The organism is Sporosarcina sp. P18a, assembly GCF_002743135.1.
GTDB lineage: Bacteria > Bacillota > Bacilli > Bacillales_A > Planococcaceae > Sporosarcina.
On sequence record NZ_PDYQ01000002.1, the window covers coordinates 142,291 to 166,954 of the forward strand.

Genomic DNA, 24,664 nt, shown 5'->3' on the forward strand with positions numbered 1-24,664 from the left:
TTTTTGCTGTGCAGTTACAATTTAATCTGAAATTTCATCTGCACTTTTTCTTTCAACTTAGCACCGTTCGATGACCTTACCGTATCCTCTATAAATAGATAGTAATTGGCACCTTTTTTATACTGATAACCATTTTGCAATCGAATTTCCATCGTTCGGTTATTATTCGATACTTGATAACCAAGTGGAATTCTTACACCCGATTCATTCAACACGTAGACCGAGTCTGGATTAAACGTCTTAATATCTAGCTCTTGATTCAGGTTGATCTTCCAGGCTTTTGTAGGCTCCACATTTTTACGGTCATCTTCTGTTTTATATCCTATGCGAGGGTAGGATACTGCGCCGTCTTGCTGTTTTACGACAACCGTGACACTGGCAATCTTCCCACCGTCCACAGAAGTGACTGCAATGGTCGTTTCTCCTGCAGAATGCGCTGTGATTTTACCGCCTTCCACACTCGCTACAGTTGGTTTGCTGGAATACCAGTTAACATTTTGATTCGTCGCATTCGATGGACTGATTCTAGCAGTCAATGTGGATTGCTCACCTACGATTAAGTCCATTTCAGGCCCTTTGCTGAGTGTGATCGATGCGACCGGAATCTTGGTTAATACATTTTCCGCTACGACAAATGTGTTACGGGAAATATTCGTCAATGAATCTGTCTGTAAGACTGGATTTAACGGGTCATTGCGCTTCACAGCGACTGCACCGCTTTCATTATCCCGCACAACAAATGAATAAAAATAATCTCTCGGCTTTAATGTTCTTGACACTTTCCATGTATTATTCGGCTGCTTGACCATCGGAATTTCGATCCAGTGGTAATCATCCCCGAAGTTACCCATGACAGAAACTGATTTCGATTGTGCCTCTAGTTCAAGCTGATTATTATAATCGTAGCTGCTGTATGTGAACGTTACTTCTTTGTGATCGATAATCGGACCCACTGTTGTGTACGGAGCAACTTTCAGCACACTGAATGTCCGTCCAAAGTCGTCAATGGTTTTATCGCGGTTGAGCGGATCTACTGTCCAGTCACCGTTGACGCGAAAACCGTATTCATACTGCCCGGGCTGCAGTTCTACTTGCAGTTCCCAGACGTTTCCGGGTTTGCGTTCCATTTGCAAGTCGACATTGTCGTTGAAGCTTCCGTTTAGTTTAACGTCTTCAGTCAGATTGTTTCCGATGTATTTAAACTTTACTTGTCCGCCTTGGATGAAGGGGAACTCATCTAACTTCATAATTCCGTCAATCCCAGAAACTTTCTTAAAGATTGGCAATTTAGTTGTTGAATCTGAAGAAGCTTTATCCCATTGCCAGACCGTGCCATCTGACTTTACTGCCAGTGTGAAGCTGTCCAGATAACCTCCGCCGCCAATAGCTACTGCATCAGACATCCCTGTTATTTGAATAGGTGCGGTCTGCGAAGTTTGAATACCTGATGTATTGCGGCCCCATTGCCAGACTGTGCCATCATCCTTCACTACAATGGTATGGTTATCTCCTGCTGCCACAGAGCGAATATTATTTACGCCTTTTACCAAGAAAGGTGTCAACTTATTTTCATAACCACCGTCACCTAGTTGACCGGATATATTACGGCCCCATGCTAATAATGATGTACGATCTTGTCTTAGAGCTAATGTGTGGTTGTCGCCGGCTGCAATTTCAATGATTTCGCTTAATCCTAATACTTGTTTTGGACTAACATTGTAATCCGCTGTTTCCCCATTTCCAAGCTGACCATATGTGTTGCGTCCCCACGCCCAAACTGTACCATCTTTTTTCAATACAACTGAATGATCTTTCCCTGCAACCACCGCTGCTACATTAGTTAACCCAGCAACTTTTTCCGGTATAGCTGTATAGGAAGATACTGTTCTTCTACCAAGCTGACCAAATGGATTATGTCCCCACGTCCAAACGTTTCCCATTTCATCAACCGCTAAGACATGACTTTCACCTGCTGAAATGTCTACCATTGTAGGTATACTAACCTCAAGCGGACTTGCATCCTTATTTCCAATTGTAGATCTTCCTAACTGACCGTAGGCATTCAATCCCCAACTCCATACAACCCCATCAGCATCGAGGGCAACTGTATAGTAGCCGCCTGCTGTGATTGCGGTAATTTTCGAAAGTCTATCTCCACCCGTCAATTGAATAGGCAAGGGGGCATTCGAGGAACTGATAATACCTGCACCCAATTGACCGTAAGTGTGATCACCCCAACTCCATACACTTCCATCCTCTTTTAAAACTACTAGATGGCTCTTCCCTACATCCACTATATTTTCATGATTAGCAATTCCATAAGCATCTGCAGGATCCGCAAAAGTTATCAGGAAGCAAGTTAGCAGTGAGCAGAACACCTGGTATTTCCTAGCAAATTGAGTAAACAAACTCAACTCAACTCCTTTGTTTTACTAGACTTGGGTTTATTAAATCTAGCTAGTAATTTTAATCTGAATAGGCAAATGATAGACTGTGTCCCCATCAGATGTTTCCAATGTAATGAATCCATCTCCGGAAACTTGGGAAACATTAAAACCATCTGTTATCTTTATTATATTCCATCCTTCTGTTTGATCTACTACTGTCCACTCTTCTAATGTTTTATCTTTGAGAATAGTTCCTGAATATAATTCACTTATCTCAAAGTTTTCAAGAGAAAACTCTCCATTTTCGTTTAAGACCTCTATAAACTTGCCATTAGTATCTATCTTTTTTATGCCTGGCGTTTCATCTACTTCTACTACTACTTCATTAAGGCTAAAGTGCGTATTATTTGTTAACTCAGAGGATACTGTCACATCGTTTTTATCATTAGCGAATACAGTGAACTTATTACTTTCCGCTAACATCTTATCTTCGCCTAAAGTAAGGTCTACTTTTCCACTCACTACTTCCAACTGAACAGGTGCTTGTGCTTTATAATCGAATATTAAAGTATCTTCAAGAGTATTCGTTGTTACAATTCGGAGTTGCTTTGTATTCGATACTTCTATTCCATTCCTAGATTTGAAATCATTCAAATGAATAGAGTTTGATCCTCCACTCACTATTCTTGTGTGCGGATTTGATGTATTGCCTGTAACAGTCACTTTATCTAGCACAGCAGTGCCGTTAGCGCCTACATCAACTATCAGGTTTCCATTAATCTTTGTACCTTCCAGACGTATGATTCGATCTTTCCCTTTACCTAATTGAATGTCTCCAGTAATAATTCCACCTGCAATCGTCACATCACGATCAATCACAAATGGAGCGGCAGGTGTATTAGCTAAGTTAAAATTCCCTGATAAACTAATTTTCTTAAGTTTGTCATTTATTAATGCTAATTCTAATTGTTCACGAGTTGTAACGGTCGCTACAGGCGCTACAGAATAACTAACGCCTAAATCATTCAATGCCCTTACATCAATTTCTTTCATAATGTTATCTAGTAAAATAGGCGATAGCATCAACTCATAAAGCGATACCGGTCTGCCGAAGAATTTAGTATCTGCTTTTACATAATCATTTATTTTAAAATCTTTTTCCTTGTCACTGACTCGTATTTTAAAGTTTTTCGTTTCAAGCTTGCGGCCATCTTTACTGAAAGCAGTTAATTCAAAATCGTCATTTAGAGAGTACTCTTTACAACCATCTTTTGGTGGTGTATCTGGCACACAAGTGAGATTATCAATACCTGCTTGTCCCATTGAAAAACCGTTGACGCCTGCTGTAGAGCGATCTAAATCTCTTTCATATTGCGTATTGTTTGTTCCTAACTTTACTTTCAAACGCTTCGCTTCTTCGTGTGCAATGACATCGATATTTGATAAGTTCGGTGCGCTCTTATCCGGATCAACAATTCCTTTGTAGCGATGGATTGTTTCAATCTTTGTAATATAAATTGGTGGTACTTGAATCATAATATTACGCGGCTCATTGTGCTTGAAAATTTTCTCGTTAATAAGCGTTGCGTTGTTTGTATTGACAAACACGGACTCAAATCCAGGTGTTAGATCATAAAATTTGAATGGGAATTCATAGTTAGTCAACTGATCAAAATAAAGTTTTCCTTGTTTTACCACCAACTGAAAATCCTCTTTCCCTTTATAGTCAACAAGCTCTAGATTTTTAAATGTAACAGTAAGTTTATTTCCATTGGCTAAAGGCTTTAATACGATGGGTACTTTTATGTTTTTACCTTTTACTATCTGCTCGACATAAACGTCGCTGAATGCAATTGTTTGATTAATACTCTTATCAAACGTAATAACCATTTCCTTAGCACCCGTAAATCCATTATACGTTGCATCGGTTACATTAAACTCATACTCATAAGGCTTCTTCTCAACAGGTTCCGGAGTTCCCGGCTTTACCGCTGCATCTGCCTTCAACCCCGCACCCAATACACTGACCAACAACATCAGTGCAAATGCCGCTTTCCAAAATTGTTTCATCCACTTATTCTCCCCCGCTTGATAAATTTGGCGTTGCAATAAATAGCCAATAACGTCTTTTATACTAAATTTCTGACCTACACACATGGCTATATAAAAATAAAGTCTCCTTCTTCATTTATCGGCATTAATAGCCATTTATTAAGAATCTAGAACCGGTCCTTTTAGCCTAATTGTGCAGTGTGAAATATACATGATAAACCGTAAAGCACCGAACATATCTCTGTTACCTGAAAACATGATATGTTCTCGCATTTTTCCAACACTTCTGTTGCTATTTTCCTCAAACTACACACACTACAGTTTACTTCAGACGTTTCATGGGAAGTCCTATAACCAAAATGGAATGAAAAGGGATGAAAATAGCAATGATTTATGAATGTGCCATCATTGGTGGCGGACCCGCTGGATTAAGTGCAGCTTTAGTACTCGGACGGGCAAGGCGAAATATTATTGTATTCGATGACGATCATGCAAGAAATCGCGTCTCCCGTGCATCACATGGATTTTTAACGCGTGACGGTGTGCCACCTTCAGAATTACGGAAGATTGGGCGAGAGGAACTGACGCAGTATCCGTCTGTGACATTTCATCCTCAAAAAATTATTGCAGTCGAACGATTGGATGAATCACATTATGAGTTGATGACAGCAGACGGCAGGACGGTCCGCACACAGAAAGTACTTTTTGCTGTCGGTTTGCGTGATGAACAGCCTAACGTGCCTGGTATTGAGCGCTTTTATGGCACATCCATCTTCAGTTGTCCGTATTGCGACGGCTGGGAATTGCGCGATCGTTCTTTGGCTGTATTTGCGGATAAAAATGTGTTTAAATTAGCAACGGAAGTTTATACATGGAGCCGGGATCTGATTGTTTTTACCGGTGGAGAAGGTCAGCTGACGACGGAAGAACAAATGAAGTTGAGTGCAAAAGGAATACAAATTGTCGATGATATCATTTCAGGTCTTGAAGGAGAAGACGGGCAACTGCACAGTGTGCGGCTTGAAGACGGTACATTGATAGATCGCGCAGGTGGATTTGCCTCTCCACGCTGGAGTCATCCCAATCATTTTGCACAAGACTTAGGATGTGAGCGCAATAAATACGGTGGGATTTTAACCGATGACTACGGACGGACAACAGTTTGGAATGTCTATGCAGCGGGAGACGTTTCTCATATCGTCCCTTCGCAGCTACTAGTCGCAGCGGGGACTGGGAGCGCTGCTGCTATAGGAATTAACGGTGACTTGACGAAAGAGTTTTTCACGCGGATGGACTAAAAATACCCCTTACCGATAATTTAGGTAAGGGGTTGTTTCCGTGTTCATTGCCATTCTAACGGATCTACTAAATCCCCATGCACGTATACTGTGTCATATGGAGCCTTATCTGAACGGATTTTAATCCATGGCGCTTCAGGTGTTTGATCATCCAAAATAATGAGTGGCATGCCCATCTTTTGATATTTATATATGATCGGCGTGCCTAGGGCTGATGAAGGTATAGGACGTACATTTAAACTGGACGGATTCGTCAATCCAATCTTCAGCTGGTTAGCTATTTCCTTTCCGCCCATCGAACGGTCCATTCGGTACAAATGCCCTGCAATTTTTGATCCCCAGTAAGGATCGGAAGCATATTTAACGTTCATGCCGATTGCTTTATTTCCGAAATTCGTTCCATTCGCATATTTGGCTTGAGGCGGTAAGTAATTTCTATTCAAAAAGGCATCGACCAGTTCCTGAATATTTGCGCTTACCGAATCAAAATTTTTATTCAACGGATTATCATCTGTTACGTACATACCGAATAAATTATTGGATTCCAGCGCGTGCTTACTGAGTCCATACTGGCTTTCATGCTGTGCAAGCGCCAGTATATGCATCGCATTGACATGACTCTCTCTTTCAATTCGCTTCAAATCTGAGCCCAACCCGATTAATTTACTTCTTGTTGCCGCATTTTTATAAATGGAAGAGTTCGGATAAGACTGCTCCAGGCTCCTTAACTGCTTCATAATATATGCATCCAACTCTTCAGCTGTATAGCGTGTCATACTACGCATCGGTAAGTACTGGAAGTATTGATGAGCCGTGCCAATCAAAGCCCCTGCTTCATTATGGAAATAACTGCCGTCCGTGCTGTAATACTTTACCCCTTCTTGCATGAAGTTTGGGGCAGCACCCATTTCATACGAAGCGAACGTCTTTGTCCTATGTGAGTAAATGAAATGATAGAGTGAACGATTCGACACTTTATAATAGGTGCGATCCGTTACGGTCTGACTCGGTAGCATCATTGCATTTTGTGGTTTGATATAGAAGTTTCTTCCCGCCAGCTCGACTTTTACAGAAGTGGCTGTCGAGTCAACATACACAAGTTCCGTGTCTGCTGGGACATATGTTTCTTGAGTTTTCAAGTCTTGATCGGCATACAAAATTGTCAATGTGCTACCACCGTATGCCACGGTTGAAATAAGCCCTTTCGGCATGTGGATGATGTTGTTTTGGAACAGCACGACTTGATTGCTATTCATACGGCTGGCCGCTGCTTCAAAGCTTGGAAACCTTTCCACTATGGTAGTCGTGCCATTGGCTTGTACATTCGCCAAGTCATATGTGATTCCTGTTTTAATGGAAAACGTTTTAGTAACCGGTACTTTTAAGGGTTTCCCATCTGTATTATGCACAGCTTGCGTGATATGTAATGTGTAAGTTTCTCCACTACGATAATTTCCTGTTGGCGGCGCGATATGTACTTTCTTGTCGGAGTCTGAGTATGTTATTGCAATGTCCTGCTTTTCTTTCTTGGAATCCATGATATAAATCGAATTTTCAGTGACTGAAGTCGTTTTTACTGGATTACTGAACGTAATAGTCCATTGCTTGTCCGGATTTTGATCAGGTGAATGGTCAGGCCAAGTAGCCGCTTCGGTTGACAGCGTCATCACGAGGGTAAGCAGAACGGTGAACAGAGTAGTTGTGATACATTTCATCATGAATTTCAAATCTAGCAACCTCCTTTTGTTGACGATTATACAGGATTTTACCAGATTTGCTATATAGAATGAAAGATTTGTTCAATAGTATAAAGAGAAAAAGTCCCTCTACCGCATTATATTTTTTTCAAAATATAGTGTGGTAGAGGGACTCATTTCATTTGTACATAATGATAAGTGAATATATAACTATGCTTTTAAGTATTTGTTACTAAACCATCGTTTTCTAATATAGAGATTGAAGATGTGTAATGTAAGCCCTGTGCTTCTGCAACGGCTTTGTATGTTACATGACCATTCATAGTATTTAAACCTTTTCGAAGTGCTTCATTGTCTAGTAGCGCTTGTCTGCATCCTTTATTGGCAATTTGAAGCGCGTAGGGTACAGTGACATTGGTTAATGCTACTGTTGACGTCTGCGGTACTGCACCTGGCATATTTGCGACCGCATAATGGACTACACCATGTTTTGTATAGATCGGGGCATCGTGTGTCGTTACACGATCTGATGTTTCAAAGATTCCCCCTTGATCGATTGCGATATCCACAAGAACCGATCCAGGTTTCATAGATTGAACCATTTCTTCAGAGACAAGCTTTGGTGCTTTGGCTCCCGGTATGAGCACTGCACCAATCACCAGATCGGCTTCTTTGACTGATTCTGCGATAGTATGTGGATTTGAAACCAGTGTCTGAATGTTATTGCCAAAAATATCATCCAATTGCCGTAAACGATCTACTGACAAATCCAATACGGTTACGTGAGCACCCATACCGATCGCAATACGTGCAGCATTTGTTCCTGCCTGCCCACCGCCAATGACTACGACATTCCCTCGAGAAACACCCGGTACCCCAGCTAGTAGAATGCCTTTTCCACCATTCGTTTTTTCAAGATATTGAGCACCGATTTGTGTTGCCATTCTTCCAGCTACTTCGCTCATCGGCGCGAGCAAAGGCAATGATTGATTAGGCAACTGAACGGTTTCATAAGCAAGCCCCGTCACTCCACTTTCTAAAAGAGCTTGAGTCAACTCCGTCTCAGATGCTAAATGTAAGTATGTGAATAGGAGTAACCCTTTACGAAAATAACGATATTCAGAGGCAATGGGTTCCTTTACTTTCATAACCAGTTCAGCGCTCCATGCTTCTTCCGCTGTCAGAACGATCTTTGCGCCCGCACCCATATAGTCTTCGTCTGTAAAACTTGATCCTAAACCAGCTTCCGTTTCAATAAGCACTTCATGGCCGCACGAGCGAAGTGTGTACACTCCTGCAGGGGTCATCGCAACACGGTTCTCGTTATTTTTAATCTCCTTTGTTACACCAATCAACATACCCATTCCCCCTCGGATAAAATGTATACTATTGTATAGTTATCAGTTCGCTGAGATTTAGTGGTATAAGCCATGCATAGTACACGTCGCTACTTGATGTAAAGACGAAGTACCTCTGACTACTCATTGCGACACGAGTCGTCTAGAGGCACCTTTCATATCATTACTAGGTAGACAACTTATTGTTCATTCTCTTTAAATACTTTTTTAACAACGGATACGATGAAGTCGACATCTTCATCAGTACAAGAAAGTGGCGGGCAAAGTGCAAGGACATTATTAAATCCTTCTACCGTCTCACCGTTGCGACCAACAATCAGTCCATTCGCTTTACACTCTCCAATAATTTTTGTCATGCGTGCATTCGTTGCAGGTTCTTTTGTCTTCTTATCTTCGACGAGTTCAATTCCCATCAAGAAACCAATACTTCGAATATCTCCTACGTTCGGGTGATCTTGTAGGAAAGCGAGTTCATCTGATAGCCGCCCTCCAAGTTCTGTAGCACGATTGATAAGATCTTCGCGTTCTAGAATCTCTAGGTTCTTTAACGCAACTGCACACGCAGCTGGATTACCACCAAACGTATTGACATGACGGAAATGACTGTAGTCTTCGCTAGTATCAAACTTTTCATAGATATCTTTTCGGATTGCTGTCGCCGATAATGGAAGGTATGCACTAGTCAAACCTTTCGCCATCGTCACAATATCTGGTTTCACATTGTAATGTTGATGTCCAAATGCTTTTCCAGTACGTCCAAATCCACAAATCACCTCATCCATGATCAAGAGGACACCGTGACGGGTACAGATTTCTTGGACTTTCTCTAAGTACACCGGATGTGGGATTAAGATCCCTCCCCCTGTAATGAGTGGCTCCATAATAATCCCTGCGATCGTATCTTTTTGTTCCCAAATAATTTTTTCTTCGAGCTCTAAAGCACGCTGAATATTATAATCTTCGACTGATATCCCTTCAGGCTTTCGATAGTTATCTGGAGGTGCTACATGTAAGAATCCTGGCACTAGCGGCTCATACTTGTATTTTCGCAAAGCTTGACCTGTAGCAGATAGCGCCCCCATTGAGCTTCCATGATATGCACGATAACGAGAGAGGAATTTATATCTGGAAGGTTCCCCGTTTTGCTGATGATACTGACGAATAAGCTTGAAGGCTACTTCATTCGCATCAGAACCACTATTTGAATAAAAGATCTTATAGTCATCGCCTAGCATTTCATTTATTTTGGTGGCCAGTTCAATTGCCGGTCCATGGCTTTGTGTCATGGGTACATATGAAAGCTTTTTCATTTGCTCATATGCTACTTTTGCTATCTCTTCTCTTCCATAGCCTACATTGACACACCATAGTCCTGACATACCATCTAAATACCGATTACCTTCATGATCTGTTATCCAAGCATTTTCCCCACTTTCGATAATCATCGGGGGACTTTTTTCATTATAGGCTGAAATATGTTGCCAAACTTTATCTCGATTTTGTTCTATTAATGACTTTTTTTCATTCTGGCCTTGTTCATGTACAGTTTTCAATATCTTTCCTCCCTTTTTATCAATATTCGTGACGTGCAGTTAACATTTTCTTACGTGTGTAGAATTCGATACCATCACGACCGTTTGCATGTAAATCCCCATAAAATGACTTCTTATAGCCCGAGAATGGGAAGAATGCCATAGGCGCTGGTACGCCCAGATTGATACCAAGCATCCCTGCATCAATTTCTTCTCGGAATTGACGAATCGCCTTCGAGCTATCTGTATACAAACATGCACCATTTGCAAAGTCTGATTGATTTGTAAGTTCAATCGCATCATCCAATGTTTCTACTCTGATTACTGAAAGTACCGGTGCAAATATTTCTTCTTTCCAAATACGCATTTCGGTTGTAACCCCTTCAAAAATCGTAGGCCCTACGAAATATCCCCCTTCAGAAGTGGATGGATCGTCACGGCCGTCGCGTACAAGAGTTGCCCCTTCTTCAATCCCCGCTTCGATATAAGAAAGTGTTTTATCTTTATGGGAATCACGAATGACAGGTCCAAGGAATACTCCTTCTTCTAATCCGTTTCCAATCGTTATTTTATTTGCTTCTTCAACTAAACGTTTCACAAGCTGGTCAGCAATATCTCCAACTGCAACTACCACTGCAGCAGCCATACATCTTTCGCCAGCAGAACCAAATGCCGCATTGGTAATATTAGTAACTGCTAAATCCAAGTCCGCATCCGGCATAACAATCGAATGATTCTTGGCGCCTGCTAGTGCTTGAACACGTTTACCATTGGCAGTTCCTGTTTTATATACATGCTCTGCTACCGGCTGTGACCCAACAAATGAAACGGCAGGAATATCTGGATGACTTAAGATCCCGTTAACAATATCCTTTGCGCCATGAACGATATTGAACACTCCATTCGGTAATCCTGCTTCTGTTAATAGCTCTGCTAATCTATTTGCCAAGAGTGGTGTACGCTCTGAAGGCTTTAAGATAAATGTATTTCCTGCTGCAATGGCAAGCGGGAACATCCAACAAGGAACCATCATCGGGAAGTTAAAAGGCGTGATCCCTCCAACCACTCCTAAAGGATAGCGATACATACCCGATTCGATGTTTGTGGCAATATCAGGAAGTTGATAGCCCATCATCAACGTAGGTGCTCCTGAAGCAAATTCCACACACTCGATTCCGCGCTGAACTTCACCATAAGCCTCCGTGTAGTTTTTTCCGTTCTCTATAGTAATCAGTTGTGCCAGCTCATCCCAATGGGCAATCAAAAGTTGCTGGTATTTAAATAGAATACGAGCTCTTTGTGGTATAGCCGTTTTCTTCCACGAAGAAAACGCTTTTTTCGCTGCATCTACTGCAACTTGTAGATCTTCATTAGTCGAAATAGGTACATTTGCAATTATTTCGCCTGTCGCTGGATTTGGCACTTCTTCATATTTATCAGTGAGTGATTTTACCCATTGTCCATTAATAAAATTTGAAAGCGTTTTCTTTTCTATTACTATTGAATTCATTTTTATTCCTCCCATTCATCTAATCTTGCTTTACAACAAGACTTGAGCTAAACTACTTTCTATAGTTTAACAATTATTCAAAATACTTTCATTTTACATTGTGTAACATCGTACGGATAATATTTTGACGTTACGGAGGTCTTATTTTCATGAATGAACTTTCTTTGACCGTTCGAGATGTCTTAGCCCGCGAAACTTTCAAGCATGCCAAAGTCATTGCTGGAAGTAACGGTTTGGATCGTCAAGTTAAATGGTCGCACGTATTAGAAGTTAGTGAGTTTAGTTCACTAGTCAATGGCGGTGAAATTATCTTAACAGCGGGCCTTCATCTACAACTGGATAACGCAACACAGCTACAGTATATAAAACAGCTAATTAAACTAGAGGTTGCCTGTCTGTGTGTTGAAATAGGGCCGTACGTCAGTGAAATCCAACAAGATATTATTACTCTTGCAGATGCACAAAAGTTTCCAATTATAGTGTTCGAAAAAGTCGTTAAATTTGTTGATATCACACAAGATTTACATACAGTGATCATTAATCGCCATTATGAAATGCTGTCGAAGTTAGATACATTATCGAGAAGGTTCAATGAGTTAAGTTTAATGCCAAACGGAATCTTAAAGATTCTTCACGAGTTACACTCGCTGTTCAATCAGACGGTGTTGTTTATATCCGATGAAGCGAAATCTTATTACTACCCTGTTGAATCGACTTCGTGGAAAAATAGCATAAAAGAATTTCTTAGTGAGAAGACTACGCAAAAGCTAGAACAGGACATCTATACCATCGATGATCAGCCATTTGCCTTGTTCCCCATCAATGGTTTAGGCCAATCTCTAGGATATTTATGCCTTCACCTTCCACAGGCAATAAAAGATGAATTTGTCTTTTTAATCTTGGATAGGGCCTCCCTCGCAATTGCTCAAATATTACTTCGGAATCGCACTATTCAAGAGAGAAATCAATACAATGAGGAAGAGTTTGTGCGTAACTTACTGCATGGCCGTCCTGTAGATGCAGAAGATATCCAATCCTTTTTACCAACGAAAAGTCCGAATACTCATTACAGAATCTTCGTCATTCAGTTGGATACGAATGAAACCACTATAGATGAAAACAGTTGGGAAGAAATCCGCTTACAACAATCTATGATGATTCGTTCTGTCTTTAAACGACATAGTTTCTTTCCAACTATCTCTGTAACTAAAAATGAAATTACAATTATTGCATCGTTTATCGCTTCGGGTACACATGTAAAAGACATGAATCGTTTCACGCAAGTAACCGAACAGTTAACAGCCATGGACAATGACCATTTCTTTAACGAACGGGAATATAAATTTGGTATCAGTTTAGTTCACCATAACCATTCACACATCAAAGAAGGATATAAAGAAGCAAAAAGAGTGGCTGAACTCAAACAAAAGTTTGCATTCGAGAGTAATTTTTATGAAGATTTAGGGGTCTATAGACTACTACTTCTTCTCAACGAACAAGGAAACCTTGATAACTATGTAGAAGATTATCTACAAGACCTTATTGATTACGATCAAGAGAACGACAGTAACTTATTCGAAACGCTCCGTATTTATCTTGAATGTGGCGGTTCAAAAAAAGAAACCGCAGATCGTCTATTTATCGTCAGACAAACACTGTATCATCGACTCGAAAAGATTGAATCTATAATGGGGGAGAATTTTATGTCCCCATTAAATCGGATTGCACTTGAAGTAGCTATAATGGCCAAACAAGTTTTACTGTAAATATCATCCCCACCTGTATACAGTCACTGCTCGCTTGCATTGTGCGAAGAGTGGCTGTATACGACTTCATTTTTAACTTTGACCGTCGATCCTGTCATAACGGATGATAGCTTCCGCTAATCGCATCCACTATGAGTTGCCCTGACTTTGTATTGTCCAACTTGAAATCTGTTATCCAAAATGGTCGATAAAAGAGATTCCTTTGAACTTCTGTGATTTTAGGCATCGTAACAAATTTGGCTTTTGAAGAAGCATTGTCAAAAATAAATCTTTCAGCCATAGTAATCGCTTCTACCTCTCCAATCACCAGCTCAGGGAACCGACCCACTTCCACTTTCTTTCTAGAAAAGCTTGGCCGAACATCCACCATCGCCCCTCTTCCACCAAGCCCGTCGATTGTACAAGCGGCCTTCCCCTTAAACTTCAGCAAGCTTTTAGCACTCACTTGATATTCAAAAAAGTAATAAGGGTAGTAAATAATATCTTGGATTTGAAAATGCGTTTCTTTTTCGTATTGTTGCAATCCTAGTAATACCTCTTCTTTAGTAAACTCGATTTCTTGTAGCAATATAGCGTCCATAAGTACCTACTCCTGTAAGTTATTTATTATCTGCCAAAAACTTAGATACATTGTTAGCTTCGGGTGCCAAGTCACGTGTAATGTTGCGGTCAAATTCTTTTGAGAATACACGTTTTTTTCTGGACTGTTCGAACGCTGTCAGTATTTCATCTGATGGTTTACGACCAAATCGACTTCCGATGAGCATGCCTAACAGAGATACTAGTAAACCTGCCAAGAACGGATGAAGTCCTGTAGAAGTTTCTAACCCCATGGAAGTCCAAATGATATTTGTTGTAGCACCGCCAATCATTGCACATAGGCAACCGATATAATTCGCTTTTCTCGAGTAAACCGAAGCAACATACGGAACTAAAAAAGCATTCCCCAATGTACCAAAAGCGAACAAAACCAAGGCAAATACGGATGGTGGCTCATAAATGGCTACTACAACTCCTACTACTCCTCCCAATAGAATGCATAGTCTTGATACAAGAATCATCGTTTTGGGGCTAGCATCTTTGTTGATGAAACGTTGATAGACATCACGTGAAAGAATAGAGCCTGCTTGCATCAAGATAGAGTCTGCAGTGGACATTACTGCCGACATAATAGCTGAGAGCAATAATGCCGCAAAAATTCCAGGGAATAACGTATACGCTAGCTCCGTAATAATCATTTCTGGATCAGCGATAGTGGGGAGTAAAATAATCCCGATCATTCCTAGAATATATGGTACAAAGATGAAGAATTGATTCCATAGAGCACTGATAATTACTGCACCTTTTACTGTTTTCGTACTCTTCATCGACATATGACGAACTACCACATGTGGAAGTCCCATATATCCAATTGAGTAAATGAGTATGGCGCCGAGCACCATCCCCCACTGACCATAGTACGCAAGATCTTTACCCCAAATACTCAAATACGTAGGGTCTACAGCTTTCAAAGCAACGTTCAAACCCGTCAGTCCGCCTATATGAAAATAAGCGAGAATACCAATCCCAACGACACCGAGAACCATGATCAAGCCTTGTACAAAAGAAGTGTAAGCGACAGCTAAATACCCGCCTGCCACAGTATAGATGATAATGACGCTAATCCCGATAAGCAGAGACAGTTCATACGTAAAACCTGTTAGTGCAGACATTGCCTTACCCGCCGCAATAAACTGAGCGCAAACGTATCCAAATAGAAAGACAATGGAAATGATAGAACCGACCACTCGAACACTCGGGCTTTCAAAACGTTTTTCCAAATATTCAATTGGTGAAAGCGCTCCCAATAATTCAGACATTCTTCTCATTCGCTTACCTAAAACAGATAGGTTAATAATCGATCCACCTGCATCTCCAATCGCGTACCAAATGGCATACCAGCCATATTTAAAGGCCATCGCTGGAGCTCCCATAAACATAAATCCACTCATAGCTGTCGTTTGCATGGTCATAGCAGTGACGGCCGGTCCAAGAGATCGACCACCGAGTAAGTACTGTTCTGTAGAGGCTGACGATCTGCGTGAAAACCACAAGCCAATTGTTAATAGAATCCCTAAGTATATAATGAAAATTATCCCATCCATGCTCATTGAATGCCCTCCCCTCGCGACTACAGATTTTGATTCTGGTCTTTTTCCATCTTCTCTTCCAACTCATCGTCTTTTTTCATTTTAAAGTAGATAATAGTTGCTAACCCTACCCATATGAAAGGCCATGGAACAAACCACCAAAATGTTTCTACAGGAAAACCAAGCATGTATTCACCTCCCGTTTCAATGTACTCTCTAATTTTTAGGCTTGATATAGTATAGTAATAACTAGGTAATCATACATTGGACATACTGTTATTTCGTGATAAAAATATTTAGTCACTATGTCTTGCATATCCTATACAAGAAACTGATCTACGATAAATAATTACTTTAAAATCCAATGCGAGTATTACGTTGTATCCCGCTATATTTCTCCATAATAAAAGCCATTCAAAAATCTCGAATGGCTGGTAATCCTATAAACTAGTACTTAAAATATCTTATTTCCTATCACTATACTGCTTTTCATACGCTATTTCCCCATCGATCATCGTCAATTCCACAGTCAGATCTTTAATACTTTCTCTTTCGACTGATAGAATACTTTGATCCAACACAACCAAATCTGCTAATTTCCCTACTTCGATACTGCCTTTTTGATTTTCATCGAAACTTGCATAAGCACCCATATAGGTATAGGCTTTGATGGCCTCAAGCACACTCACCCTCTGATAAATTCCGGCATCTTGTCCTGAAATAGTTTTTCTATTGACTGCCGCATGAATACCAAGTAAAGGATTATGGTCTACTACAGGCGTATCAGAGGCAAATGCAAAAGGTATTCCCTTTTCCAAATAATCATTTGCTGGATACATCACATGCACACGATCACCGTAAAATTCAAGATAGCTATCACCATTCACGTACATAAAAGCGGGGTTCGGAATAACGACAACTCCTAACTCCTTCATCCGTTCCTGTAGATCCTTACTAGCTATTCCGGCATGTTCAATGCGATGACGATGATCTGTCCGGGGGTGTTTCTCAAGCGCCCCTTCAATACAATTCAACACCATTTCAATCGCCCGATCACCTTGTGCATGCGCAGTAATTTGGTATCCCTTGCTGTGTGCTTCTCCTAGGACTTCATTCATTCTTTCTTGGTCGTAATAGAGTATGCCTGTATCTGTCGGATCACTATCATACGGTTCCCTTGTGGATAAGGTAGGTCCTGTACTGCTGCCATCTGTAAAGAGTTTAGCAGGTCCAATTTTAAACCATTCATCGCCATCTCCCGTAACTACACCTTCATCAATCATATGTCGGATGAAAGATTCTGAATCCGTCAATGATCCAATGAGGGCATATACTCGGTTTTTTACATCGCCTGAATCTATACTTGTTTTCATTAGCTTTAAAATATCTGGTCCCCAGCCATAACTACCCGCATCATGTAAACTGGTTATGCCGGACTCCACAAATATCTGTGACGCTAATTTCAGTCCTTTTTTAATTTCATCTGCACTATAATCAGCTACATTAAATAGTTGCATATGTGCATTCTCAATCATTTTACCTGTTAATTCTCCATGTACATCACGCTCTATCTCACCGCCTGCAGGATTTTCAGACTTCGATGTGATACCTGCAAGTTCCAATGCCATGCTATTTGCAATAGACGTATGATTACAAACTCGAATAATTACGATCGGATGTTCAGCAGATATAGCGTCAAGCTCTTGAATGGTAGGGAAACGTTTTTCCTTGATAGCATTTTCATTGAAGCCTGTAACTCGGATCCACTCGCCTTTAGCTGTATGTTCCGCTCTTTTTTTCATTTCCTTATACAAGAATCCCAACGAGTTGGTTTCAAGACTTGCACAGTTAATACCGAGCAAGTTCGTTCCGTAAATAGTTAAATGTAAGTGCGGATCTATGAAACCTGGAAGAAGGGATTTCCCTTCCAGGTCGATAACTTTCGTGTCTTTTCCAATAAACCTTCCAACTTCTTTCATCTTACCGACGCCGATAATTGTATGATCTTTTATTGCTACCGCTTCCATGATGGAGCAATCCTTATCGACTGTGATCACTTCTCCATTAGTAAATACTATATCTGCATGCACTATAGATCACCTCTCTGTACTTGACTACACATGTATGGATTAGCTACGAATATACGTGTCTTCTTCCTCGCTTCTATCTGATTTTGTAAGTAGGCTTACTACAATCATAATGACGACATTAGCAATCAATCCAATAATTCCAGCGTGGATGCCTAATGGTGTAGTGTCTGCAACTAGTTGGAAATAGAAATTCAACATTGCCCCCACAACTAATCCACTGATCACTCCTTTAGCCGTTGCGCCACGCCAATACAATGCACTGTAAACTCCTGGTGCAAACTGTACAATAGCGCCATAAGCCCCTAAGAGTAAGACAATTAATCCCTGACCTCCGAAAACGGTGATAATATAAGCCAATCCTCCGATGCCGAATACACCTATACGCATAATCTTTAAAACGGTCTTATCGGATAAATCTTTGAAAATCGTACGAATCACACCGTCCGTCGTTTCCAAGGTGGCGTTGTGTGTAATCGCATCAGCGGACGACATGGCAGCTGCTAGTGCACCAGCGCCAACTAGTCCATACACCCATCCCGGTAGATTCATGACAGTGGTGATCAAAAATGGGAGTACCTGATCCGCACTTTCAATCAAGTTCGCATCTACAATGCCTTTAGCTGCAAATCCAACCAGCAATAAAGGGACTAGGAATAGCGCGAAGATTGGATAAACCAAAACTGTTTTCTTAATCACTTTGGGGCTGGATGCATAGGACTTCGTGAATAGATGTGGCCACATCAAGAATCCAATTACAGATACTAAAATTGTCGTTGTAAAGGGTATTGTCCCCATAGCAGATCCTTCTTTTCCTATCTGTAAGAATCCAGGGTTTTCAGTTGCAATATTCGTAAACATAACTCCCATCGAGTCGTGTAACTGATTCACAATCGCTATTCCTACAACCCATGAAATAATAATCATGAGTAACCCTTGGAATACGTCAGACCAAGCTGCGGCCCGTAGCCCTCCTGTCGCCACATAAATAACAACAATTCCGTATGCGAGAAGAGCGCCGAGCCAAAATGGAATTCTTCCTTCTGTCATGATATTAAAGATGTGTGCCATTCCTGTTAACTGGGTAGCCAAATATTGAATGGAAGCTAATAATGCAAGTAAACCAACTATTATGCCGAGAGTCTTACTTCTATAACGAACTCTGAAAAATGAAGATAATGTATACAGATTAAATTTCTTTCCGATTCTAGAGATTTTAGGTCCTATAATATACCAGGGGAGTATCGCAAATGCTGTATAAATAATAATATAATATGCAGGAGCCCCTTTTTCATAAGCCCAACCAGGTGCGCCCAAAAATGAGAAAGCGCTAAATACAGCTCCGCCCATCAAGAACCACATGACGATTAATCCCAACTTACCTCCTGCAACAGCAAATTCATCGAGTGAACTGGAATCTTGACCTTTACCTGCCCACACTCCAACAACCAATGCGATGACTAAATAGCTAATCATAATAATTAACGCAATTTGCCAATGCTCCATCATTCATCACCTTCTTCAAATTGATGTTCTGGATCAAATTTATACAAAATCAAAACCCCCGAAAACGTGATGAGGATTACTAGAATGATATAGAAAAATGAGAAAGGTAGTCCCATAATGATAGGAGTTGCTCGGTTTGCTATCTCAAATAAAGGAAATATTAATAATAAAAAAGGAATAGTAACGATCACTATATAAATAGTATTGAACTTCTTTTTACTCATCCAATCCCTCCATTCGCTATATTCTTTATGAATGATTATTTTTGACAAGCCATTCTATAAACAGTCTTATAAAGTAACTCCACTCCTAATGCAATATCCTCTGGTGAACTATATTCTTTCGGGTTATGACTAATACCATCTTTTGAACGAACAAAAATCATGCCGTAATCACATACATAGGACATTTCAAGCGAGTCGTGAAAAGGACCACTCATTAATTCTGGTGGTGTTAAGTTCATGTCAGCACTTTCTTCTCTCATAATCTGCATAATACTTTCATCACAAAACCTAGGTTCACTTCGTGTATCTTCGTTGATTTTATAAGACAAGCTATGTTCAACTGCAATGTTCTCTAGTTCCTGAAGGAAAACTTGTTCGATTTGATCCCGTCTACTTTCATCAATATCCCGCAAATCCACTGTAAACGTGACTTTTTCAGGAATGATATTGCGAGAGTCAGGAAACACTTGCAAACTTCCGATTGTACTCACTGTGGGGGCTCCTGGAACTTCTTGAGCTAATTCATTTAATTTTACAATGACTTTAGCTGCACCCACTAAAGCATCTTGTCGCATAGACATGGGCACAGATCCCGCATGACCCGCCATACCTTCCATTTCAACCGTCAACCACAAAGGTCCTGAAATACCGGTAACAATTCCAACGGGTTCATTCTTCGCTTCCAAAACCGGTCCCTGTTCAATATGAAGCTCTAAAAATGCTGCAAATGTAGTAGTGTCAATCAGTGATTCTTGAAACTTTGACGGATCACAACCAAATTCAATGAGCGCCTGTCGCCTAGTCATTCCATTCTTATCCCTTCGTTCGAGCTCTCCCTCCTCTACTTTACCTAACATGCCTCTTACACCAAACAAGCCTTTATTGAATCGTGAACCTTCCTCATCAGCAAAAGCAAATATCACAATGGGGATTTCAGGCTGTATTCCCTTATCATGCAGCGTTTCCAACACTTCAATCGCCCCGATTACTCCAAGCGCCCCATCAAATCTTCCACCATAAGGTTGTGAATCAATATGTGAGCCCATTACTAAGGCTGGAGCATCATTCGCTACGCCATCCATTCTCCCGATTAAATTACCAAATTGATCAATTTCCGTCTGTAAACCGATTTCATCCATGTATTTTTTCACATGGAGCACCGCTTCTTTATCTTCAGGTGAGTGTGCAAGTCTGGAGACACCAGTGGAACCAATTTTCCCTATTCTCCCTAACACTTGTAGATTATTATTTACTCTTCCTGCTTGAATTGAAAATGTGGTTGCTTCCATCTAAACACTCCCCTTTGAATGAATCCCTCTTTTATTCAATGTATATTGCATAATGGCGAGACTCATTTTACTAAATGTAAAGTCATTGCATAGAAACCCAAATAGATTGTCCAATTAATGTATATAGTTCATATAAAATGTTGGGGGTTTACATTACATGCATATGATAACAACACTCCTTTTATACACTATTGAATGGTATACGACGTAACTTGGATACGATAGTATGCGAGTCAACCACTCACTCTTACGGAATATTTGTTGTATTGTGGGGTGTGGGTGCTCTATCATATGGGGATTCGCTCTATAGCAGGACGCGAGCGCTCTATATCACGGGATATCCGCTCTATCCCCACCCATCCCCCAAAAAAACCACAAAAAAACTCCCCAGCCAAAAAACTTGGCCAGAGAGCTCCTCCTCAAACTAAAAACTCACATTTACTCTTTAATTAATTCCAAATCAACAGGAATATCTGCGTCTACCTCTTCACCGTTAAGTATGGCTACCGCTGCATCCATAGCCTTCGTCCCAATTTCCTCGGGCTTCTGTGCAATCGTGGCGGACAACTTACCGTCTTTGACAGATTTGACTGCGTCGTCTGTTGCGTCGAATCCAATGATCGCGATATCCTTACCAGTGGACTGAATAGCTTCTAATGCACCCAACGCCATCTCATCATTATGTGCGAATACGCCTTGAATATCTGGATTTGATTGTAAAATATTTTCCATTACCGTCAAACCTTCTGCACGGTTAAAGTTTGCTGTTTGTTTCGTCACGATATTTACTTTGCCGTCCACCGCTTCGTTAAAGCCCGCTCCTCGATCACGTGCCGCGGATGAACCTGAGATTCCTTCAAGCTCTGCCACTTTCGGGTGATCTTCGCCAAGTAACTCCATCATGTATTCTCCAGCTAACACACCGCCCGCTTTATTATCTGAGGCGATGTGGGAAACGACTTCGCCACCTTCTGCTCTACGGTCTACCGTGATAACCGGAACGTTGGAACTGTTTGCCGATTGCACTGCAGAGACCACTGCTTCAGAATCTGTAGGATTGATAATGAGCAAATCTACACCTTGTTGAATTAAATCTTCTACGTCACTTGCTTGTTTAGACGCATCATCTTGTGCATCGACAACGATTACTTCTGATCCAGATTCCTTCGCCTGTTCCTTCACACCTTCACTCAATGTCACGAAGAATGGATTGTTTAGTGTCGATATGGAAAAACCGATTTTATACGCCTTGTCGCTTTCTTTTCCAGCCTTGCCTTTTTCATCTGATGAAGATTTCGAGCCGGGTTGATCCAATGAACAAGCAGCCAATACGAGCACGATTGCCATAAGTAGTAACCATTTGATAGTTTTCATTACATTCACATCTCCTTATGCTGTTTTTTTGCGATCTAATAGTACTGCGATTAATATTACTGCACCCTTTACAACCTGTTGGAAGAAAGAGGAAACGCCGATCAAATTCAACCCATTATTTAAAACCCCTATAATCAAAGCACCTATCAATGTGCCAACAATCCAACCGCGACCACCAGTCAGGCTAGTCCCACCTAGTACAACGGCCGCAATCGCATCGAGTTCAAACATATTACCCGCTGTAGGCTGTGCCGAGTTTAAGCGCGATGTCAAAATTAATGCCGCAATGGCTGTCAGACCGCCTGCCAGTGAATAGACATAAATCTTCACTCGATCCACATTAATCCCCGAAAGACGTGACGCTTCTTCGTTACCACCGACCGCATACACACGGCGTCCGAATGTTGTTTTCTTCAATATAAAGTACAGCACTGCAAAGGAGATTGCCATCGTGATGACCGGAACTGGAATACCAAAAATATATCCTTTTCCGAGCATTTGGAATGTAAATGAATCGCCAAGTCCTGAAATCGGACGGCCTTCAGTATAAACTAAAGTCAATCCGCGGAAAATCGTCATCGTCGCGAGTGTCGCGATAAATGGTGCGACCTTTCCTTTCGCAATAATCAAACCGTTAATTGCACCGAGTAGCACACCTAGTAATACGCCAAGTAACATGGCAAGGATTGGATCCATGCCGCCTGACATCATACCTGCGGTCACGGCACCGGTTAACGCGAGAATCGATCCAACTGATAAATCAATTCCACCGGTCAAAATAACAAACGTCATCCCGAACGCAATCAATGCGTTAATGGAAACTTGACGCAATACGTTGAACAAGTTGTTCATCGTTAAAAAACTTGGACTCATAATTGAAATGATGACCACGATCAATAATAAGCCGATAACCGGTCCTAATTTCTGTAATGACGATTTCATATTAGTCTTGGACAACCTTGTCACCTCCTGTTGCAAAATGCATAATTCGTTCTTGCGTCATTTCTTCTTTCGGTATATCTGCCATCAACTGACCTTCGTGCATGACGAGCACACGGTCTGCCATACCAATAACTTCCGGTAGTTCGGACGAAATCATCACAATTGCGACTCCACGCTCAGCCAATTCATTGATGATGCTGTAAATTTCTTTCTTCGCCCCAACGTCAACACCTCTTGTCGGTTCATCCAAAAATAGAATATCTGGCTCAATTCCAAGCCATTTTGCGATGACTACCTTTTGTTGGTTACCGCCACTCAACGACTTGACAATTTGTTCAGGTCCAGACGTACGGACGCCTAAACGTTTAGACATCGTGTCATACAACTGCTTTTCTTTCGTTCGTTGAATGACTCCTGAATTTGAAATTCGACTGAAGTTGGTCAAGCACATATTTTCCCGAACCGAAAAATCAAGAATCAACCCTTCCGATTTCCGATCCTCCGTGACATATCCGATGCCGAGCTTTTTCGCTTGCAACGGATTCGAAATAACCACTTGCTTGCCATCAATGAAAATCTTACCCGCAGTCGGTTTCTTAAAGCCGAAAATCGATTGAATCACTTCCGTACGACCGGCACCCATCAATCCAGCAATACCGACAATTTCACCTTTTCGCACTTCAAACGTTATGTCTTCAAAATGGTCACCACGCGCGAGACCTTCTACTTTCAGCTTCACATCACCGATTTCACATGCACGCGCTGGGAATCGTTCGCCCAGCTCACGTCCGACCATCATCTGTACAATTTCTTCAAACGTCGTGTCTTTTATATTCCGCACACCGACGTATTGACCGTCTCGTAAAATCGTAATGCGGTCGCACATCGCGAAGATCTCTTCCATTCGGTGTGAAATATAAACGAATGAAACACCTTCTGCTTGCAATGATCGAACGGTTTTAAATAACGTTTCAATTTCACGGTCCGTCAATGCTGCAGTCGGCTCATCCATAATAATCAATTCAGCATTAGAAGAAACCGCCTTCGCTATCTCAATAATCTGCTGTTTACCAACAGATAATTCACGAGTGATTGTGCGCGCATCGACATCCAGACCTAGCTTCGACAAAATTTCTTCCGCTTGACGATTCATTTCTTTCGTCTTCAAAATCCCGCTTTTGCCGAACGTCTTTTCTTTACCTAAGTAAAAGTTCTCAGCAACTGTCAAGTCGGGTAAAATATTAAGCTCTTGATGAATGACCGTAATTCCCGCTGCTTCAGCTTCCTTGGCGTTCTTAAACTCTACTTTTTTCCCATTGACCGTGATCTCTCCTGAGTCACGCGTATAAATCCCTGTCAAAATCTTCATCATCGTCGATTTCCCTGCACCGTTCTCTCCCATGAGCGCATGGATTTCTCCTTTGACTACATTAAACTCCACATTGTCGAGTACTTTATTTCCATTGAAACTTTTCGATATCCCACTCATCGCAATCATCTCTGCACACCCACT

18 protein-coding genes are annotated in these 24,664 nt (G+C 41.1%); 2 read left to right on the forward strand and 16 right to left on the reverse strand.

The window, feature by feature from the left end; genetic code table 11:
• Nucleotides 1-14: 14 nt before the first annotated feature.
• Both CSV75_RS08255 and CSV75_RS08260 read right to left on the reverse strand, forming a co-directional pair.
• On the reverse strand, nt 15-2,408 hold the full coding sequence (locus CSV75_RS08255) for an RCC1 domain-containing protein (RefSeq protein WP_158231632.1): 2,394 nt from the start codon (nt 2,406-2,408) through the stop codon (nt 15-17).
• 45 nt (nt 2,409-2,453) lie between these two features.
• Entirely contained in the window at nt 2,454-4,457 is a 2,004-nt protein-coding gene (locus CSV75_RS08260; protein ID WP_144034774.1) for a hypothetical protein, read from the reverse strand.
• A 368-nt stretch (nt 4,458-4,825) separates the two neighbouring features.
• On the opposite strand from CSV75_RS08260, the gene CSV75_RS08265 reads away from it, so the two are divergent.
• A complete protein-coding gene (locus tag CSV75_RS08265) occupies nt 4,826-5,737 on the forward strand; it encodes an NAD(P)/FAD-dependent oxidoreductase (protein WP_233191624.1) in 912 nt (303 codons plus the stop codon).
• Nucleotides 5,738-5,781: 44 nt separating this feature from the next.
• Here the strand turns inward: CSV75_RS08265 and CSV75_RS08270 are convergent, their stop codons facing one another.
• From CSV75_RS08270 to CSV75_RS08285, 4 genes are all read right to left on the reverse strand, one after another.
• On the reverse strand, nt 5,782-7,455 hold the full coding sequence (locus CSV75_RS08270; RefSeq protein WP_233191637.1) for a glucosaminidase domain-containing protein: 1,674 nt from the start codon (nt 7,453-7,455) through the stop codon (nt 5,782-5,784).
• A gap of 197 nt (nt 7,456-7,652) precedes the next feature.
• Nucleotides 7,653-8,792, reverse strand: a complete 1,140-nt coding sequence (gene ald, locus CSV75_RS08275; protein ID WP_099675459.1) for an alanine dehydrogenase — start codon at nt 8,790-8,792, stop codon at nt 7,653-7,655.
• Between the two features lie 179 nt (nt 8,793-8,971).
• Nucleotides 8,972-10,345 carry an aspartate aminotransferase family protein gene (locus CSV75_RS08280; RefSeq protein ID WP_099675460.1) on the reverse strand — a complete coding sequence of 458 codons (1,374 nt, stop codon included), beginning with the start codon at nt 10,343-10,345 and terminating at the stop codon, nt 8,972-8,974.
• Between the two features lie 19 nt (nt 10,346-10,364).
• On the reverse strand, nt 10,365-11,834 hold the full coding sequence (locus CSV75_RS08285) for a CoA-acylating methylmalonate-semialdehyde dehydrogenase (protein ID WP_099675461.1): 1,470 nt from the start codon (nt 11,832-11,834) through the stop codon (nt 10,365-10,367).
• 149 nt (nt 11,835-11,983) lie between these two features.
• Between CSV75_RS08285 and CSV75_RS08290 the strand changes: the two genes are divergently transcribed.
• Nucleotides 11,984-13,600 carry a PucR family transcriptional regulator gene (locus CSV75_RS08290; protein ID WP_099675462.1) on the forward strand — a complete coding sequence of 539 codons (1,617 nt, stop codon included), beginning with the start codon at nt 11,984-11,986 and terminating at the stop codon, nt 13,598-13,600.
• Nucleotides 13,601-13,694: 94 nt separating this feature from the next.
• Here the strand turns inward: CSV75_RS08290 and CSV75_RS08295 are convergent, their stop codons facing one another.
• The 10 genes from CSV75_RS08295 to CSV75_RS08335 form a co-directional block, all read right to left on the reverse strand.
• A complete protein-coding gene (locus tag CSV75_RS08295; RefSeq protein ID WP_099675463.1) occupies nt 13,695-14,180 on the reverse strand; it encodes a hypothetical protein in 486 nt (161 codons plus the stop codon).
• Between the two features lie 19 nt (nt 14,181-14,199).
• Nucleotides 14,200-15,750 (reverse strand): sodium/proline symporter, encoded by a 1,551-nt coding sequence (locus CSV75_RS08300; RefSeq protein ID WP_099675464.1) that lies wholly within the window; start codon nt 15,748-15,750, stop codon nt 14,200-14,202.
• A 20-nt stretch (nt 15,751-15,770) separates the two neighbouring features.
• Nucleotides 15,771-15,917, reverse strand: coding sequence for a hypothetical protein (locus tag CSV75_RS16430; protein ID WP_199171330.1), 147 nt, complete (start codon nt 15,915-15,917; stop codon nt 15,771-15,773).
• A 276-nt stretch (nt 15,918-16,193) separates the two neighbouring features.
• The gene (locus CSV75_RS08305) at nt 16,194-17,819 is read right to left on the reverse strand and encodes an amidohydrolase (RefSeq protein ID WP_099675465.1); all 1,626 of its coding nucleotides are present in this window, start codon (nt 17,817-17,819) and stop codon (nt 16,194-16,196) included.
• A gap of 39 nt (nt 17,820-17,858) precedes the next feature.
• Nucleotides 17,859-19,322 carry a sodium:solute symporter family protein gene (locus tag CSV75_RS08310; protein ID WP_099675668.1) on the reverse strand — a complete coding sequence of 488 codons (1,464 nt, stop codon included), beginning with the start codon at nt 19,320-19,322 and terminating at the stop codon, nt 17,859-17,861.
• Entirely contained in the window at nt 19,322-19,546 is a 225-nt protein-coding gene (locus CSV75_RS08315; protein ID WP_099675466.1) for a hypothetical protein, read from the reverse strand. Before CSV75_RS08315 ends, CSV75_RS08310 begins: the two co-directional genes overlap by 1 nt.
• Nucleotides 19,547-19,581: 35 nt before the next feature.
• The gene (locus tag CSV75_RS08320) at nt 19,582-20,835 is read right to left on the reverse strand and encodes a M20 family metallo-hydrolase (protein ID WP_099675467.1); all 1,254 of its coding nucleotides are present in this window, start codon (nt 20,833-20,835) and stop codon (nt 19,582-19,584) included.
• A 438-nt stretch (nt 20,836-21,273) separates the two neighbouring features.
• Nucleotides 21,274-22,209 carry a ribose ABC transporter substrate-binding protein RbsB gene (gene rbsB / locus CSV75_RS08325; protein WP_099675468.1) on the reverse strand — a complete coding sequence of 312 codons (936 nt, stop codon included), beginning with the start codon at nt 22,207-22,209 and terminating at the stop codon, nt 21,274-21,276.
• Nucleotides 22,210-22,224: 15 nt separating this feature from the next.
• Nucleotides 22,225-23,166 carry a ribose ABC transporter permease gene (gene rbsC, locus CSV75_RS08330; RefSeq protein ID WP_099632244.1) on the reverse strand — a complete coding sequence of 314 codons (942 nt, stop codon included), beginning with the start codon at nt 23,164-23,166 and terminating at the stop codon, nt 22,225-22,227.
• Complete coding sequence (locus CSV75_RS08335; protein WP_099675469.1) at nt 23,153-24,649, reverse strand: sugar ABC transporter ATP-binding protein; 1,497 nt, start codon at nt 24,647-24,649, stop codon at nt 23,153-23,155. The genes rbsC and CSV75_RS08335 overlap by 14 nt, the downstream gene beginning before the upstream one ends.
• Between the last annotated feature and the right edge of the window lie 15 nt (nt 24,650-24,664).